The following is a 15,945-nucleotide window of genomic DNA, read 5'->3' on the forward strand; positions in this document are numbered from 1 at the left end:
GGGTCTAGCTCCTCTTCAGGGTGAGGTTGAGGGTTGCGCCGTGGCGTCCGGCGGTGTCGGCGGTGATCCGGATGCCGCCGCCGGACGGTGCGGCGCTCACGCCCGGGTCGGCGGAGACGACGGTCAGCCCCCGCAGCGCCAGGTCGAGCGCGACGGAGGACCGCAGCTGCGTCGGGTCGGACAGGGAGACGGTCACCGTCTTGCCCTCGGGCCTGACCAGGACCGAGGCGGGACCGTCCGAGGCGAGCTCCTGCGCGGCCCCCGCCGCCCAGAAGTTCGCGGCGAGCAGCCCGTCCGCGCCGCGGCGTACCGCGTGCACGGCGGTGGAGTCCGAGACCAGGCTCACCGGCGGCGCGGAGGCCCACTGCTCCGTGCGGTCGGCGGATGCCGCCGGTGCCTGGAGCCAGAAGTAGCCGGCACCGCTCGGGGCGGTTCCGTGGTCCTGCCACAGCGTCAGGTAGGGGCGGGTGACGGAGGTGTCGGTGCCGTACTTGAGGTTGATCTCGCGCCAGGTCGCGGTCCGGTCCTCACGGAGCCCGTGCAGGGTGACGGGCTCCGGGAAGACGTAGCCGCCGGTCCCGGCCAGGTGCAGCCACCGCACCCCGTCCAGCTGATCCGACCAGCCGGTGTCGGCCGGGGCGGCCTCGCCGTTGACGAGCAGCGCCGCCTGCGGGTCCCGCAGCTTCCGGTTCTCCACGACCGTCTCGGCCGTGCCGGCGTCGGCGGTGATGCCGGAACCCACGCACGCGATGACGTCGTCCAGACAGAACCAGCTCTTCAGCCCCTGCAGCGAACTGCCGAAAGCCCGCAGCTCCATGCCGTACGCGCCGAGCGTCGTCGCGGGCAGCGCGGTGCCGCCCGCCCAGTCGGCGGTGCTGGTGGTGCGCTGGCCCGCGGCGTCGGCGGGGTGGCCCGCGATGACCGTGGTGCCGGGCAGCCGTGCCGGGTCGACCGTCGGCCAGTAGTCCTCGCTGTAGTGACCGAGGTCGTCGGTGTAGAGGAGCACCATGCCGTCGGAGAGGTGCCAGGCGTGCAGGTTCTCGTTCTGGATCGACTCGTAGTTGTAGATACGGGACGAGTACGCGGAGATGCCGAGCGCGAACGAGGGGCGGTGGTGGGCAGCCTTGTCCATCCGGGGGTGCTGCTTGTGGGCGACCAGCGGACCGCGCGCCGGTACCGGCGACGCGATGACCTGCCGGGCGGCGACGAGCGAGGCGAGGTCGGTGACCGCGAGGAAGTCCCGGTAGGTGTCCTCGGCGATCCACTGCTTGACCAGGGCGGTGAACCGGTCGGCCGTCTCGCCGGGGAAGCCCGGGATCAGCCGGACCACCGCCTCGATGACCGTCTGCGCCGAGACGTGGCCCTGCTTGCTCGGGCGGGCGATCTCGCGCCCGCACACCGACGCCATCACATCGCCGCGCGCCAGCAGCGGATCGAAACCCTCGTCGACCCAGCCGCGGACGTTGTCCAGGTCGGGATCGGTGACCGTCCACGCCGTACCGGCCAGGAGGTTCAGCAGCCGTGAGAGGTTGTTGAGCAGCTCCTTGCCGTAGCCGCCGTTGTACGGGTGCTTGTAGTGCTGGAGGAACGAGCCGTCGGAGTAGAAGCCCTCACCCGTTCCCTCGGCCGCCGCGCTCGCGTCGTTGTAGGCGAGGACGCTGTTGGCGCCCGAACCCTCGACGTCCGAAAGAGCGTCACGGACCCGGGCCAGGTCGTCCCCGCTGTCGCGGAGCACGGCGTTCACGGCGACGACGGTGGAGATCCACACCCGGTTGGCGCCGGTGGCGATCTGCCGGTCGGCCCGCCACAGGTTCGGGTCGGGCGTGTAGTGCAGGACGGCCGCCGTGATCCGGGCGAGCCGCTCGGCGCCCAGCGCGTCGTACAGCAGCACGGTCGCGTCGTTGAGCGCGAGCGCGGAGCCGATCTCCCAGTCCCAGTCGTTGTCGAAACGGGTGTGGCCGGGGCCGTATCGGTTGGTCAGCATCCAGTCGATGCCGGCCAGCAGCAGATCGCGCAGCGCGGTGTCGCCGTACTGCGGGGTGCCGGGTACGGCCCACGCGGTCGCGACCGTGGCGAGCCGCTTGAACGAGGTCGTGACGTGGTTGGAGAGCGTGGTGCTGGTCAGGTCCGGGAACAGCCCGTCGCTGCGCGTGGGGTCCAGGCCCTTGACGGAGGTCGTCGCGGCCTTGCCGGTCCTGGCCACGGCGGCGGCGATCTGCGGGTCGCTCAGGTCGAGGCCGGGGCCGCCCGTGAGCAGGGTGTGCCACCGGGTGCGCAGGGAGGCGGCGTCGACCGGGTCCGCGGCGGCGGCCCGGGCGCTGCCCGCCGGGAGTACGAGCGGCAGGGCGGCGGCCGCGCCGATGGCCGCGGCGCCCGCCAGGACGGTGCGGCGGGTGGTGGTGCCGTTGGTGCCGTTGGTGCCGGGGGTGGTGCCTGGGGTCATGGCGCTGCCCTCACAGAAGGTGTCGGCGGTCGACGGCCGCGGCGAGCGCCGCATGGCCGGAAGGGTTGGGATGGAGCCCGTCGCCGCTGTCGTACGCGGGGCGCTGTTGCTCGGGGTGGTCCGGGTCGCGCAGTGCCGCGTCGAAGTCGGCCACGGCGTCGAAGACCCGGCCGGTCCGCACCGCCGCGTTGATCCGCAGCCGCACCGTCTCCAGCTCCGGTGTCCAGCGGGTCCAGCCGCCGAACGGGGCGATGGTCGCGCCGACCGCCCGCAGCCCGGCGTCCCGGGCGCGCAGCACCAGCTGCCGGTAGCCGGCCAGGACGAGCGCGGGACCGGTCTGGCTCGGCGGCTGCTGGAGGTCGTTGACGCCGAGGTGGACCAGAACGGTCCGCAGCCCGGGGAGCGAGAGCACATCGCGGTCGAACCGGGCCTGTCCGCCGGGTCCGAACCGCGCGTCGTCCAGCAGCACCCGGTTGCCGCTGATGCCGAGGTCGGCGACCGCCGCGCCCGGAAGCCGCCGGGCCAGCTGGTCGGGCCAGCGCAGCCCGGAGTCGTCGGGGGTGCCGACGCCCTCCGCGATGGAGTCGCCGAGCACCGCGATCACCGGCCCGTGCGCGCCCGTCACCTCGACGCCCGTCAGCAGGTACACCGACGTGGTGCGCTCCCCGTCGACGTCGTGCGAGGCATGGGTGTTGCGGTGGAAGGACAAGGGGCCGGTGGGGCCCGGCAGTTCGGTGCGCACCGTCAGCAGGGACGCGTCGGCGGCCCGCAGACCGGCGACCGCGTCACTGGTCAGCGAGGCTCCCGAGGCCAGCCACGCGTGGCGCTGCCCGCCGAACGTCACGGGCCGCCCGCCGGCGGTCACCGGCCCGATCAGCACGGGTACGGCGCCGAAGGCGTGCCCGTAGCGCAGCCGCACCTGCCCGCCCGCCGACAGCCGGACGTGCGCGGTGAACACGGCGTCGGTCAGCCCGGCGCTCGCCACCGCATCGGTGTCGGTCGGTGCGGTCTGCGCGGTCGCCCAGGAGGTCGTCCAGCGCGAGCCGCGCCCACCGCCGGATGCGCCGTCGGCGGCCCGGGCGCCCGGCGCCGCCACCGCGACGGCGGCCAGGCCGGCCGCCGCCGTCAGTACCCCGCGTCTCGCGGGCCCCCGGCCGCTCACTGCGGGCACGCGCCGGTCGGGGCGTACTCGCTGCCGTAGGTGCCGACCGCGTCGCCGCCGGTGTTACCGCTCATGGTGTTGGTGCAGACGGGGCCCTGCGGGGTGCGCATGAACTTGATGCCGCCGCCGGCGTTGCCGGTGATGATGTTGCCGTAGACGCTGGTGGCGGTGCCGTCGGTGGCGGTGTCACCGCCGAGCCGGATGCCCGCGCCGACGTTGTCGTGGATGGTGTTGTAGCGGAAGATGTTGCCGCTGCCGCGTGCGTCGAGCCCGCCGGAGCTGGGGTCCCGCTGTTCGCCGCAGTCGTTGTACTCGACGTAGTTGTTGGTCGAGTTCTCCTTCACGTCGACGCACTCGTTGCCCCGGGTGGCGATCGTGTTGTGGTGGATGCGGTTGTTGCGGCTGATGTCGGGGGCCGCGTCCGGGGCGCCGTTCGCGCCCTGCTGCTCGGGGGCCGTGCCGAGGTAGATGCCCTCGCCGTTCTTGCCGCCCCCGCCGAACCTGAAGTCCGCGACGCCGCAGTCGGTGATGGTGTTGCCGGAGATCTCGGCGCCCGTCACCAGGTAGCGCACCCGCAGGCATTCGTCCGCCGCGTTCTTCAGGGTCATGCCGGTGATGCGCAGACCGCCCACCCCGTTACCCGGAGTCGTGCTCATGACATAGATGAGCTTGAGGCGGTACCCGGACACATCATCGGCCGGCCCGTGCAGCCCGTCCACGGTGAATCCGTTCAGCGTCGTCGAGTCGTGCCGCACCTGGATGATCCGGGCGTCACCGGCGCCCTTCACCACGGCGTTCGACGGACCCGTGACGGTGACCCCGGCGCGCGCGGTCACGACATCCTGCTTGTACGTACCGGCGGCCAGGTTCACCACCGCGCCCGTCGGCGCCAGATCGACCGCCTTCTGGATCGTGGCGAACGGGGACCCCGCCGACGTACCGGAGTTGGTGTCGCTGCCGGACGGCGATACGTAGTACGCGGTGGCGGCGGCAGCGGCCGCCGCGGACGGCGGGGGGAGGACGAGGGGGGCGCCGGCGGCGAGCGCGACGGCCAGGGTGGTGCGCAGTGCGTGGCTCATGGGGTGTGCCTCCTGGGATCAGCGAAGGACAGAGCGAGCAGTACGGGAATGCTCGGGCCGAGCAGCAGTGGCCCCAGCGGAACGACGAGGGAGAGCAGTACGGCGGAGACCACCGCACCGAGCAGGGCGGTGCCCCGGGCGGCCGACCCGAAGCCGAGCGCCAGCGCTCGGCGGGTCCACTCGCGGAGCGTGCCGCCGGGTGTCCGGCCGGCCTCGGCCGCCAGCGCCACGTGGTGGACGACCAGCGCGGCCGCGATGCCCGCCTGGGCGGCGAGCAGCATGTACGTCCAAGGCTCCGAACGGCCCAGCAGATAGACGATGTTCGCGCTCAGGACGGCCGCCGCCGCGGTGGAGGCCAGCCCGTGCCGCCACAGTGAGCGCCAGTACCGGGGGAAGAACGCGAAGGTGTTGGCGAAGCAGTGGCTGTCCCCCTCGGCCCGCCACCGCTGGAGACCGTGCGCCATCGCGGCGAGCGCGGGCAGCCAGGTGACCACCCCCAGCGACAGCACGACGAACGCGGCCCCGGCGGCGGCCGGGTAGGCCACGAACTCCAGCCGCCGCAGCAGCGTCGGCCAGTTGGACGAGAGAGTTGCCTGCATGATCAGCCGACCCTTCCTGTGTACGGCTCCGGCACGTCGAGGAGCACCGTGCCGTCCAGTTCGAGCCGGGTGGCCGCCACCACGTACGGCGCGCCGTCCGAGGTGAGCAGCACGGCCGCGGCGTCGGCGCTGACGCCCCCGGTGCGGATCCTGCGGGCGACGGGGGAGAGCAGCACGGTCTCCGTACCGAAGGTCACTCCCTGCCCCTGGGTACAGGGGACCTGCGAAGCGTCCGGCCCCGTCGCCGGGTCGATCGCGGTGAGGAACAGGCCCTCGGTGGACCGGGTGGTCGTCGATCGCAGGGTGTGCAGGGTCCGGGTGAGGCTCAGCTCCGGCGTGCTGGACGTCGGATTGGCCACCACCTCGGTGACCTCGCAGCCGGTCCGGCCGTCGGCGGGCGCGAACTGCCGCACCCGCGCGGTGGCCTCCCCGGCCCGGATCAGCCGGCCGCCGTCGGGCAGGGGTTCGGCCGGCCGGTCGGTCTGGAGCAGGAACGTCCACTCGCGCGCCTCGTCCGCCTCGGCCAGGTCCAGCAGCACCAGCCGGCCCGACGGGGTGAACACCAGCGTCCGGTCCAGCCGCCGCACCCCGAGCGCGGGATCGTACATCGCGGCGATCTCCGCCGTCGCGTGCGCCCATCCGCAGTCCGGCGAGACCAGCACATCGCGCTGCCTGGCCTGCCGCTCGAACGGGATGTCCCGGTACACGTGGTACCGGTCCTCGTCCGCGTACCCCTGCCCGTCCACCAGCAGCAGATTGTGATGGGCGGCCCGCTTGCGATTGCTGTAGCCCTCGTCCACCGCGAGGAACGCACCCTGCGAGACCAGCACGAACGAGCCCGAATCGGGGTGGTGGTGACCCTGGTTGAGGGTCTCCCAGCCACGCTCGGCCCGGTGCTTCGCCGCCGTCTCCCAGGCCCGGTGGCCGCCGCCGGGGCTGGCCTTGAACGAGACCAGGGTGGCGTCGTCCTCCCATCCGGTACGGGCGGCCAGCAGCCCCAGGTCCGGGAAGAACGCCCGGGTCTCGGTGGGCCTCGCGGCCTGCACCGACGGGTCGTACCAGAGGTATTCGAGATAGGCCTCCGGCAGGATCCCCGGCCGCACACCGCTCTCGGCCGCCTCCTTCCACAGCAGCTCGCCCGAGGCCAGATCACCCATCCACTGGGCCTCCGGGATGCCGTACTGCGCGCCGAGACGGTAGTACAGCCCGGCGCTGTGGCCGCTGCGCCGGTCGTGGCAGTCACCGTGGTCGACGTTGAACGCGAAACCGGGCGCGGTCTGGTGCAGCCGGTAGCGGAAGGTACGGGACATGAACCCGCCGCGGTCCCACCAGTCGATGCCCTCCGCCTCCTTCAGGAGGTCCAGGTGGATGGCGAGGAAGGGCACGCCGTAGCGCCAGTACACGACGCCCTCGGCGTGCGAACCGTCCTCGGGCATCAGGTCGAGGACGGTTGCGAGGTTGTCCTTGGCCCGCTCGGTCCACTCCTGCTTGCCCAGCACGTAACCGGCCGTCGCCAGCCCCGCGTAGCAGATCCAGTTGTGGTTCTGCCAGTACGACGAGGACCACCAGCTGCCCTCGCTCGCCACCGCGTACTCGTACATCCGCCGCCCCTGGAGCAGCAGCTTGTACCGCAGCAGCGCCCGTACCCCGTCCGGCAGGTCGTCACCGATCCACTTGTAGGTGAGGGCCAGGTGGTGCAGCAGCCAGCCGGCGTCCAGGTCGTGGTCCGGCATATGGGCCTTGCCCCAGTGGGGCAGCCGCACCGCGGCCTCGATCCAGCGCCGGCTCTCCGCCAGATGGGCCGGATCGCCGCCGACCCGGTAGGCCAGCGCCGGGTTGGAGGCCGCGGGGCCCAGCCAGGTGATGCTGGCCAGGGGGTGCGTACGCGGCGGGGTCAGCCCGCGGTGACGGGTGGCCTCCTCGTACAGCCGCGTCTCCTGCGCGGGACGCGGGCCTGCCGGCGGGGTCGCCGAGAGCAACAAGGGTCAGTCCTCCGATCGGAACCGTGTGGTGCTGCCGTCCGCGAGACGGACGCTCAGCCCGTCCTCCGTGAGCGTCACGTCGGTGACGGCGGGCCCGGCGGACCCGGCCTGGTACACCGAGGCGAAGGTCACCCGGTCGGTGACGGCGCTGAAGTCGACCCGGGTCCGCACGCGCTGCGGGTCGTCGGCGGGGCCGGGACCCGGGGTGCTCACCGGGCGCACCGGGACCCCGGCGAGGTGCGTGTGCCAGCCGTGCAGGGTCTCGTCGCCGTACCAGGTGGTGCGCACCGGGCCGGCCCCCTGCGACTGGACGTCCAGCGCGGTCCCTGGGCGCAGTTGGGCGGTGATGCGCCGCTCCTGCCCGGCGGTCACGGTCAGCAGGTCCACCAGGAAGCCCTCACCCGCCACGATCCGCCGGACCGCGCGGACACCCTCGTACGCGGTGGTCACCTCGGCGGTCACCGAGTGGTCGTCCGAGGCCAGCAGCGCGCCCGTGCACTCGGCCTGCTCGGCGCCGTCCACCCGGAACGCGGGGTGCGCCTCGGTCGACGCGTACAGATCACGGAACTCCGCGTGCGCGTAAGGGACCTGACCGGGGTCGGGCTGCCACGGTGTCGTATCGCCGTAGAGATAAAGAGACAACTTGTCCCGGTGGCCGTGCGATCCGCCGTGCGGGCCGAAGTCCAGCAGCGCGTGGATGCCCGCGACCCGCAGCACCCCGTAGCCCGCCGCCCCGAACACCGTCAGCGGAGCGGGCGCGGGCCGGGCCGGCAGCGGCGGACCGGTGAACCAGCCGCCCAGCTCCCGGTCCAGGCCGTCGTCCGCGTCCCCGAGCTCGGCGCGGGCCCGCCCGGCCACCGCCTCCAGTCCATCCGCTGGCACCAACTGCTGCGCCAGCGCGACCAGTTCGAGCCACTCCAGCGCCAGCGGTCCGCGCAGATACGGGCCGTCGTGCAGGGCCGGGAGAATGCCGCCCGGGGTCGCGATCGTCGCCAGCACGTCCGTCATCCCGGCCAGCACGTCCACCACATCGGCCGGAACGGCCGCCGGATCGGTGGACCGCAGCGCCAGCAGCGCCGCCCGCAGCACGAACCCGTGGTAGTAGGTGCTGCCCTCCCACTCCCAGCCGTCCTCGGCGACCGCGACCCGCAGGTGCGCGTACAGGCCGTGCTCGCCCTCCAGCCACTCCTTGGCGCCGTCCCACTCCTGCCCGCGCGCCGCGGCGGCGCCGCGGCCGGCGGCCACGCCCGCGGCATTGAGCCACGCGGTGTAGTTGGAGGCGAGCTGCCCCTTCCCGGTCAGCACGGAACGGGCGTCCAGGGCCGCCCGCTCCAGCGCGTCCAGGAGCGGCAGCACCCCGGCCAGGTCCTCCGTGCCGTGCTCGGCGAGCGTGATGACCGCGTGGCCTATGTTCACCGCCCAGATCGCGTCGGTCAGCGCCTGGTGGAACAGCCGGCCGCGCAGCATCCAGCCCTGCGCCTCACCGTGCTGCGCGGTGGCCAGCTCCTCGTACAGGCCCGCGTACTCGACGAGCCGGGCCACCGCCTCGGCGCGCTCGCCCCGGTGGGCCAGCACCCGCAGGTGCCGCGCCCACGCCTGGTGCGACAGCACCAGCCAGGCGCCGCGCACCGCCTCGTCGTCCACCCGGCAGCCGTACGCGCAGCGCGCGCCGCCCTCGGGGAACACCCCGCCGAGCACCTCGCCGTGATCCAGTTCCACCCCGTGCGCCGGGCACACGTACGCGTGCCACCAGCCGCCCCGCTCCCGGGCGATCCGCCTCAACGCGGCCACACGCCACCGTCGATGTCCACCGTGGTGGCGGTCAGGAAGCCGGACGCGGGCGACGCGAGGTGGACGACGGCCGAGGCGACGTCCCCCGGAGTGCCGGCGCGGCCCACCGGGATGCCCGCCTCCATCGCCTGCTGCGCCTCGGGCGCGGTGAACGTGTCGTGGAAGGCAGTGCCCTTGATGAAGCCGGGTGCGACGGCGTTCACCGTGATGCCGCTGCCGCCCAGCTCCTTGGCGAGACCCTTGGTGAATCCGACGACTCCGGCCTTGGCGGCCGCGTAGGCGACCGAGCCGGGGCCGCCGCCGTTGTGCGCGGCCAGCGAGGACATGGTGATGACGCGCCCGGCCGAGGACCGGGCCAGATGCGGCAGGGCGGCGCGCACGGCGCGGAAGGTGGAGGTGAGGTTGGTCGAGATGACCTGCTCGAAGTGATCGTCCGTCATCTCGGCGATCTTCGCCCGGCCGATCAGATGCCCCGCGTTGCAGACCAGGACGTCCAGGCCGCCGAGGAATCCGGTCGCCTCCTCGACCAAGCGGTCCACCTCGGCGGTCACCGTCACGTCGGCCTGGAACGCCTTGGCGCGCCTGCCCAGTGCCTCGATCTCGGAGACCGTCTTCGCGGCCTCGTCGGCGGAGGAGTGGTAGTGGACGGCGACATCGGCGCCGGCCTCGGCGAGGGCGACGGCGATGGCACGGCCGATGCCGTGGCCCGCTCCGGTCACCAGCGCGCGGGAACCTTGGAGATCAGCAGACATGGGGGTTGAACCTTTCGGTATCCGGTCTCTTGGACCGGGACCGGTCACTTGAGACCGGCGGTTGCGAAGCCCTGCACGAAATAGCGCTGGCCGATGAGGAAGAGAACGACCATGGGCAGCGTGGCGAGCGTGGTGCCCGCCATCAGGAAGTGCCACTGGGTGCCGTTCTCGGTCTTGAAGACGGAGAGCCCGACCTGGATCACCCGGAGATTGTCCGAATGGGTCACCAGCAACGGCCACAGGAAGTTGTTCCACGAGGATTCGAAGGTCAGCAGCGCCACCGTGATGAAGGCGGGCTTGACCTGCGGGGACATGATCCTGGAGTAGATCCGGAACTCGCCGAGCCCGTCGAGCCGGGCGGCCTCCTCCAGCTCCACCGGAAGGTCCAGGTAGAACTGCCGGAAGAGGAAGACGGCGAACGGGGTGACCGCGCCGGGCACGATGAGCGCCCACCAGGAGTCCAGCCAGCCGCTGCCGCCCTGGCCGAAGAGGTCGTTGCCACCGGCCAGCGGCATGAAGCGGACGATCAGGAACTCCGGCAGCACCTTGGTGTACGTCGGGATCATCAGCGCCGCGATGAACAGGTAGGAGATGACATCGCTGCCGCGGAACCTGATCCGGGCCAGTGAGTACCCCGCCATCGACGCCACCAGGACGTTGATGAGGGTGTGGCTGACCGCGATGATGAGGCTGTTGCGGGCGTACGTGGCGAAGGGCGCCGCCTTCAGCGCGTCGGCGTAGTTGCCGAAGTCCCAGTGCTCCGGCAGCAGTCCGGCGTCCTGCGACGCGATCTCCACCGGTGTCTTGAGGGAGGTCAGCACCATCCAGACGAACGGCACCACCATCAGCAGCGAGACGACGCAGAGCGTCAGGAAGAGCGCGATCCGGCCGGCGGAGCGGTGCCCGGCCTTCGTGGCGGGCCGGGGCGGACGCACGGCCCCGGGCTTGTGCAGCTCAGCTGTGGCCACGGGTGCCTCCCATCATCCGCCGGTTGACCAGGGTGAAGCCCATCAGCAGGACGAACAGCACCAGGGACTGGGCGCAGGCGTAGCCGACGCGGAACTCCCGGAAGGCGGACTTGTAGATCTCATACGTCATCATCGTGGTGCTGTTGGCCGGTCCGCCGTCGGTCAGGATGTAGATCTGGTCGAAGGACTGGAACGCGTTGATCATCGAGGTGATGAGCACGAAGAACGTCGCCGGCTTCAGCAGCGGCAGTGTGATCGAGAAGAACTGCCGCACCTTCGAGGCGCCGTCCACCGACGCCGCTTCGTACAGTTCCTTCGGCAGGGACTGCAGAGCGGCCAAGTAGATGAGCATCTTCATGCCGATGCCCTGCCAGATGCCGACCAGGATCACCGACGGCATCGCCCATGACGTCGAGGCGAGCCAGGCGGGTCCCTGGATGCCCACGAACGACAGCAAGGTGTTGAACAGCCCGTTGCCCGGGTTGTAGATCCACAGCCAGACCAGCGCGATGGCCACCGTCGCGGTGACCTGCGGCAGGAAGATCGCGGTGCGGAAGATTCCCCGCGCCTTCAGGCCCGTGTGCAGGGCGAGCGCCATCAGCAGCCCCAGCGCCATGCCGAACGGCACGGTGAAGAAGGTGTAGACGACGGTGTTCACGATGGACTTGCGGAACACCGCGTCGTCCAGCATGTCCCGGAAGTTGTCGAACCCCACGAACTGCGGCGGCGTCAGCACGTCGTACTTGGTGAACGCGAGGACCACTGACGCGATGACCGGCAGTCCGATCCAGAGGGAGGCGTGCAGCAGGGCGGGTGCCACCAGGAACATGCCGGCCCGTTGCCTGCGGCGGCCGGGACCCATCGGGGTCCTGCGCGACCGGCGTGTCGCCGGTGCGTTGTGCTCAGTCGGGGAAGGCGGCCGCGCGGGCCGTGCCTTCAGTACGGATGTCGCTCCCACAGTGACGCCTCACATCCGGCCGATGGCGGCCTCGGCCAGCCGGCCGAGTTCCGCGATGGCGTCCTTCGCGGACTGACCGCCCACGATCGCGGGCTCCAGCGTCGGCTTGATCTTCTCGCGGATCTCCATCCACGCGGCCGTGCCGCCCTCCGAGCGCGCGGCGCTCATGTTCTGCAGCGACAGATCGACGAACTTGTTCTCCTTCACGTAGCCGCTCTCGTTGAGGTCCTTGAGACCCGGCACGGAACCGCGCTGCTTGGCCGCGCCCAGGATCGACTCCGGCGTCGCGAGGTACTCGACCAGCGCACGGGCCGCCGCGGGGTGCTTGGAACGCGCCGACTGGGAGACCAGGGTGCCGCCCTGGAGCATCGCCGGCCTGCGGTTGGCCAGGACGAAGCAGCCGAGCGTGTCGTCCTTCAGGAGGTCCGGCGACTGCTCGCGGCACTGCTCCCACAGGGCGCTGGTCGTCATCATCATCGACGCCTTGCCGGTCTGGACGTTCGACGGTGCACCGGCGGCCGTCTTCTTGGTGTAGTCGGCGGAGCCGTCCTTCGAGAGGTCCTTGAAGAACTGCAGCGCCTCGACGCCCCGGCTGTCGGTGAACAGCACCTTCTTGCCGTCCTCGCTGAACAGCTGACCGCCGTTGGCGAAGAGGAAGGTCTCCCAGCACTGCCGCAGATCGATGGAGAACGGGTCGAAACCGATCCGGCCGCTCTTCGTCAGCTGCTTCGCGATCGCCCGCAGCTCAGCCCAGTTGGCCGGTGTCTTCTTGATCCCGGCCTCGGCGAAGTGGTCCTTGCGGTAGACGACGATGCGGGTGTCGAGGACCACCGGCAGCGCGTACAGCTTGCCGTCGTAGCGGGAGGGCTCCAGTACCCGCTTCTCGTAGTCGTGCGCGGTGGCGAACTTCTCGGGCAGCGGGGCGATCGCCTTCTTGGCCGCGAACGGCGGGATCCAGCCGACACCCATCATCAGCACGTCGGGCAGCAGGCCGCCCGCGAGACCCGTGGTGATCTTCTCGTTGAGCTGCGCGTACGTGGTGTAGTCCACGTTCACCTTGACGTCCGGGTACTTCTTCCGGAAGCCGCCGAGGATCTGCTTCTCCAACAGCGTCTTGCCGTTGGCGCCCTCGTAGATCGGGGTGAGCAGCGTGATCTCGCCCTCGGCGGGACCGTCGGCGGAGCCGGCCGCCGAGGAGCCGGTGCCGCAGCCGGAGAGGGCGGCCGCGGCAGTGCCGGCGCCGATGGCAGCGAGCAGCGACCGTCGTTTGAGTTCCATGGGCACCCCTTTTGAGGTGGAGGCAGTGGATCGATCCAGCGATGGCAACCCGGCCATGGCTGGGAAGCGCTGGTAAATCGATGCACTGAGACTAGGAACGCGCCGAGACGCTCGTCAACAGCTGATGCACAACAATTTTCAAGGAAGTTAACGGGTGTACCGGTGAAGAGAGTTCAGTAAATCGGTACACTAGTCTGGCTGAACGCGTTCCGAACCGGAGGTGGCATGAGCGGGGTAACGATCCATCAGGTCGCGGAGGCCGCGGGAGTATCCGCGAGCACCGTGTCGAACGTCCTCAACGGGCGTACGGACCGTATGCAGGCGGCCACCCTGGCCCGCGTGGAGCAGGTGATCGAGCGGCTCAGCTACCGGCCCAACCGTGCGGCACGGATGCTGCGCACGGGCCGTATCAAGGTCATCGGTCTGATCGTGCCGTCCGTCGCCAACCCCTTCTGGGGGGCGCTCGCCCGGGAGCTGGAGGCCATCGCGCTGGCCGAGGGCTACCACGTACTGCTCTGCAACAGCGAGCGCGACCCGGCCCGCGAGCTCAAGTACGGCGAGGAGCTGCTGGCCGACGGGGTGAGCGGCGTGGTGCTCTGCTCCTCGCTGCCCTCGCTCGACCATGTCGCGCCGCTGCTCGGCCGAGGCCTGAAGATGGTCGCCTTCGACCGCACCGCCCAGGCCGGTGACCCGCCGTCGCTCGCCTCCATCAGCGTCGACAACGCGATGGGCGCCGAGCTCGCCACCCGGCACCTGCTCGAACTGGGGCACCGCAGGCTGGCGTTCGTCTCGGGCTCGGTCAACAGTGTCAACCGCCGCGAGCGGCTGCGCGGCTTCCGGGCCGCCCTGGAGTCGGCCGGCCTCGACCCCGCCGACGCGATCGTCTGGCCGGGGGCCGACACCGCCGAGTTCGGTGACAAGGACGCCGCCGAACTAGGCCGCAACGCCGCCCGCGAACTCCTCGCCCGGCCGCGCCCGCCCACCGCGTTCGTCGCCATCAACGACATGTGCGCCATCGGGATCTGCCGGGGCGCGAAGGACGCCGGGCGCAGCGCCGGACAGGACGTCTCCGTGGTCGGGTTCGACGACATCCTGCTCGCCGACCTCTTCGAGCCGCCGCTCACCACGGTCCGCCAGCCGCTGCCGGAGATGGCCGCCGAGACGTTCCAGCAGCTGCGCGCCCGCATCGACTCGGCGCCGGTCGCCGGGCGTTCGCTGCTGATCAGGCCGAGGCTCGTCGTGCGCGAGTCGACCGCCCAGGCGCCCGCCGAGGCGACGGTGCCGGCGAGCCGGGCGCGCGTTGGTGAGGCGGCGGCAGCTGCGGCCGTTCCTGCGGCGGGGGCGCGCGGGTGACCGGGCGACGGCGGGCACGAGGACGCCGCCGTCAGGGCGGGCCCTCGCGCGAGTGACCTGCGGGCTTCCGGGACGCGGCCTTCGCGTGGCCGCCGCGTCCCGGAACCCGCGGATCTCAGGAGGCGGTACAGGCTCCGACCGCGGGCGGCGAAGTATTGCCGTTCGTCATGACGGTGAAGCCGAAGGACACCGAGGCCCCGGCGGCCAGGCTCCCGTTGCCGTTGGGCCTCATGGTCATCACGTTGCCGCCGCTGTCCCAGGACGGGGTTCCGTTCCAGGTGGTGGAGACCTTCTGCGGGGAGGTCACGGTGACGGGCACCGTCCAGCCGCTGATCGCGGAACTCCCCGCCCGCACCGTCACCTGTCCGTTGAACCGGTCGCCCCAGGTGTCCGTCCTGGTGTACGTGGCGGTGCAGGCGGCGCCGCCTGGACCGCCGTCACCACCGCCGGAACCGCCGAGCGCCGTCAGTACCGCGGTGTACGCCGGCTTCTTCGCGTAGTCGCCGTCGAAGAGCAGGGGAGTGCCGCCGCTGCGCCACGAGTACTTGTCGGTGACGCCCCAGACGGTCATTCCCGCACAGCGCGACACGGCCAGGCACGCGTTCACGACCCTGGTGTAGTCGGCGGCCTGTGCCGAACCCGATCCCTCGATGTCCAGTTCGGTGATCTGGACGTCGACGCCGAGGTCGGCGAAGCGCTGCAGATTGGCCTGGTAGTCGCCCGGGACGGGCGAGTTGCTGTTGAAGTGTGACTGGAAGCCGACGCAGTCGATGGGTACACCGCGCTGCTTGAAGTCCTTCACCATGGCGTAGACCGCGTTGCTCTTCGCGTTCTGCCCGTCGGTGTTGTAGTCGTTGTAGCAGAGCTTCGCACCCGGGTCGGCCGCGCGGGCGGTGCGGAACGCCTCCTCGATGTAGCCGCCGCCGAGCTTGTCCTGGAAGGGCGAGCTGCGCCGGGCCCCGCTGCCGCCGTCCTGGAAGGCCTCGTTGACGACGTCCCAGGCGTAGATCTTTCCTTTGTAGTGGTCCATCACCTTGGTGATGTGGTTGTTCATGGCCGTGCGCAGATCGTCGCCGCCGAGCCCGCCGACCCAGCCGGGCAGCTGGGAGTACCAGACCAGGGTGTGGCCGCGGACCCGCATGCCCCTGCCCTGCGCGTGGCTGACGATCTGGTCCGCGGAACCGAAGCTGAACGAGCCGCGGGCCGGCTCGACGGCGTCCCACTTCATCTCGTTCTCGGGCGTCACCATGTTGAACTCGGTGTCCAGCGTCGAGGCGTACGCGGACTCGCCGAGGTGGTTCGCGGCGACCGCGGTGCCGAAGTACCGGCCCTTGGCGGCGGCCGAGGAGCCGAGCGTGGTCGCGGCGTCGGCGGTGCCCGCCAGCGACAGGACTCCGGCGGCGGTGAGAACTCCCGCCGTGGCGAGGGTGAATGCTCTTCGTGCCCGGGAGCGCAGCGGCCGGCGCGCGGATTCTCCACCGGGTGGGGGATTGAGGATCACTTTCCAACACCTTCTTCCGGTTGATCGGGTGGTGCGGGGAGCGAGGGAGAGTATGCGCGCGCCGGAATGGCGCGTCAAC

The 15,945-nt window shown here is 71.4% G+C and carries 12 protein-coding genes; 1 reads left to right on the forward strand and 11 read right to left on the reverse strand.

What is annotated here, in order from left to right:
• Positions 1–4: 4 nt before the first annotated feature.
• The 10 genes from ACGFU6_RS02300 to ACGFU6_RS02345 form a co-directional block, all read right to left on the reverse strand.
• The gene (locus ACGFU6_RS02300) at positions 5–2,497 is read right to left on the reverse strand and encodes a polysaccharide lyase 8 family protein (protein ID WP_393607610.1); all 2,493 of its coding nucleotides are present in this window, start codon (positions 2,495–2,497) and stop codon (positions 5–7) included.
• Complete coding sequence (locus ACGFU6_RS02305; protein ID WP_393607611.1) at positions 2,454–3,614, reverse strand: GDSL-type esterase/lipase family protein; 1,161 nt, start codon at positions 3,612–3,614, stop codon at positions 2,454–2,456. The genes ACGFU6_RS02300 and ACGFU6_RS02305 overlap by 44 nt, the downstream gene beginning before the upstream one ends.
• Entirely contained in the window at positions 3,602–4,684 is a 1,083-nt protein-coding gene (locus ACGFU6_RS02310) for a DUF1565 domain-containing protein (protein ID WP_393607612.1), read from the reverse strand. Before ACGFU6_RS02310 ends, ACGFU6_RS02305 begins: the two co-directional genes overlap by 13 nt.
• Positions 4,681–5,283, reverse strand: a complete 603-nt coding sequence (locus tag ACGFU6_RS02315; RefSeq protein WP_393607613.1) for a hypothetical protein — start codon at positions 5,281–5,283, stop codon at positions 4,681–4,683. The genes ACGFU6_RS02310 and ACGFU6_RS02315 overlap by 4 nt, the downstream gene beginning before the upstream one ends.
• Positions 5,284–5,285: 2 nt before the next feature.
• Complete coding sequence (locus ACGFU6_RS02320) at positions 5,286–7,265, reverse strand: hypothetical protein (protein WP_393607614.1); 1,980 nt, start codon at positions 7,263–7,265, stop codon at positions 5,286–5,288.
• 3 nt (positions 7,266–7,268) lie between these two features.
• A complete protein-coding gene (locus ACGFU6_RS02325) occupies positions 7,269–9,056 on the reverse strand; it encodes a heparinase II/III family protein (RefSeq protein WP_393607615.1) in 1,788 nt (595 codons plus the stop codon).
• Entirely contained in the window at positions 9,044–9,808 is a 765-nt protein-coding gene (locus tag ACGFU6_RS02330; RefSeq protein ID WP_393607616.1) for an SDR family NAD(P)-dependent oxidoreductase, read from the reverse strand. The genes ACGFU6_RS02325 and ACGFU6_RS02330 overlap by 13 nt, the downstream gene beginning before the upstream one ends.
• Before the next feature lie 44 nt (positions 9,809–9,852).
• Positions 9,853–10,776 carry a carbohydrate ABC transporter permease gene (locus tag ACGFU6_RS02335; protein ID WP_393607617.1) on the reverse strand — a complete coding sequence of 308 codons (924 nt, stop codon included), beginning with the start codon at positions 10,774–10,776 and terminating at the stop codon, positions 9,853–9,855.
• A complete protein-coding gene (locus tag ACGFU6_RS02340; RefSeq protein ID WP_260256016.1) occupies positions 10,763–11,638 on the reverse strand; it encodes a carbohydrate ABC transporter permease in 876 nt (291 codons plus the stop codon). Before ACGFU6_RS02340 ends, ACGFU6_RS02335 begins: the two co-directional genes overlap by 14 nt.
• A gap of 105 nt (positions 11,639–11,743) precedes the next feature.
• On the reverse strand, positions 11,744–13,012 hold the full coding sequence (locus ACGFU6_RS02345; RefSeq protein ID WP_393607618.1) for an ABC transporter substrate-binding protein: 1,269 nt from the start codon (positions 13,010–13,012) through the stop codon (positions 11,744–11,746).
• Positions 13,013–13,237: 225 nt separating this feature from the next.
• Here ACGFU6_RS02345 and ACGFU6_RS02350 point away from each other — a divergent pair, with 225 nt between their 5' ends.
• Positions 13,238–14,365 carry a LacI family DNA-binding transcriptional regulator gene (locus tag ACGFU6_RS02350; RefSeq protein WP_393607619.1) on the forward strand — a complete coding sequence of 376 codons (1,128 nt, stop codon included), beginning with the start codon at positions 13,238–13,240 and terminating at the stop codon, positions 14,363–14,365.
• Positions 14,366–14,480: 115 nt separating this feature from the next.
• Here ACGFU6_RS02350 and ACGFU6_RS02355 read toward each other — a convergent pair whose 3' ends face one another.
• Positions 14,481–15,866, reverse strand: coding sequence for an endo-1,4-beta-xylanase (locus tag ACGFU6_RS02355; RefSeq protein WP_393607620.1), 1,386 nt, complete (start codon positions 15,864–15,866; stop codon positions 14,481–14,483).
• Between the last annotated feature and the right edge of the window lie 79 nt (positions 15,867–15,945).

Source organism: Streptomyces sp. NPDC048462 (assembly GCF_043200175.1).
In the GTDB taxonomy this organism is placed as follows: domain Bacteria; phylum Actinomycetota; class Actinomycetes; order Streptomycetales; family Streptomycetaceae; genus Streptomyces.

Excerpts from the sequence above, each read along its gene's own strand:
- ACGFU6_RS02315 (WP_393607613.1), bottom strand. The coding sequence starts at position 5,283 with ATGCAGGCAACTCTCTCGTCCAACTGGCCGACGCTGCTGCGGCGGCTG.
- ACGFU6_RS02300 (WP_393607610.1), bottom strand. The coding sequence starts at position 2,497 with ATGCGGCGCTCGCCGCGGCCGTCGACCGCCGACACCTTCTGTGAGGGC.
- ACGFU6_RS02330 (WP_393607616.1), bottom strand. The coding sequence starts at position 9,808 with ATGTCTGCTGATCTCCAAGGTTCCCGCGCGCTGGTGACCGGAGCGGGC.
- ACGFU6_RS02310 (WP_393607612.1), bottom strand. The coding sequence starts at position 4,684 with ATGAGCCACGCACTGCGCACCACCCTGGCCGTCGCGCTCGCCGCCGGC.
- ACGFU6_RS02345 (WP_393607618.1), bottom strand. The coding sequence starts at position 13,012 with ATGGAACTCAAACGACGGTCGCTGCTCGCTGCCATCGGCGCCGGCACT.
- ACGFU6_RS02350 (WP_393607619.1), top strand. The coding sequence starts at position 13,238 with ATGAGCGGGGTAACGATCCATCAGGTCGCGGAGGCCGCGGGAGTATCC.
- ACGFU6_RS02340 (WP_260256016.1), bottom strand. The coding sequence starts at position 11,638 with ATGGGTCCCGGCCGCCGCAGGCAACGGGCCGGCATGTTCCTGGTGGCA.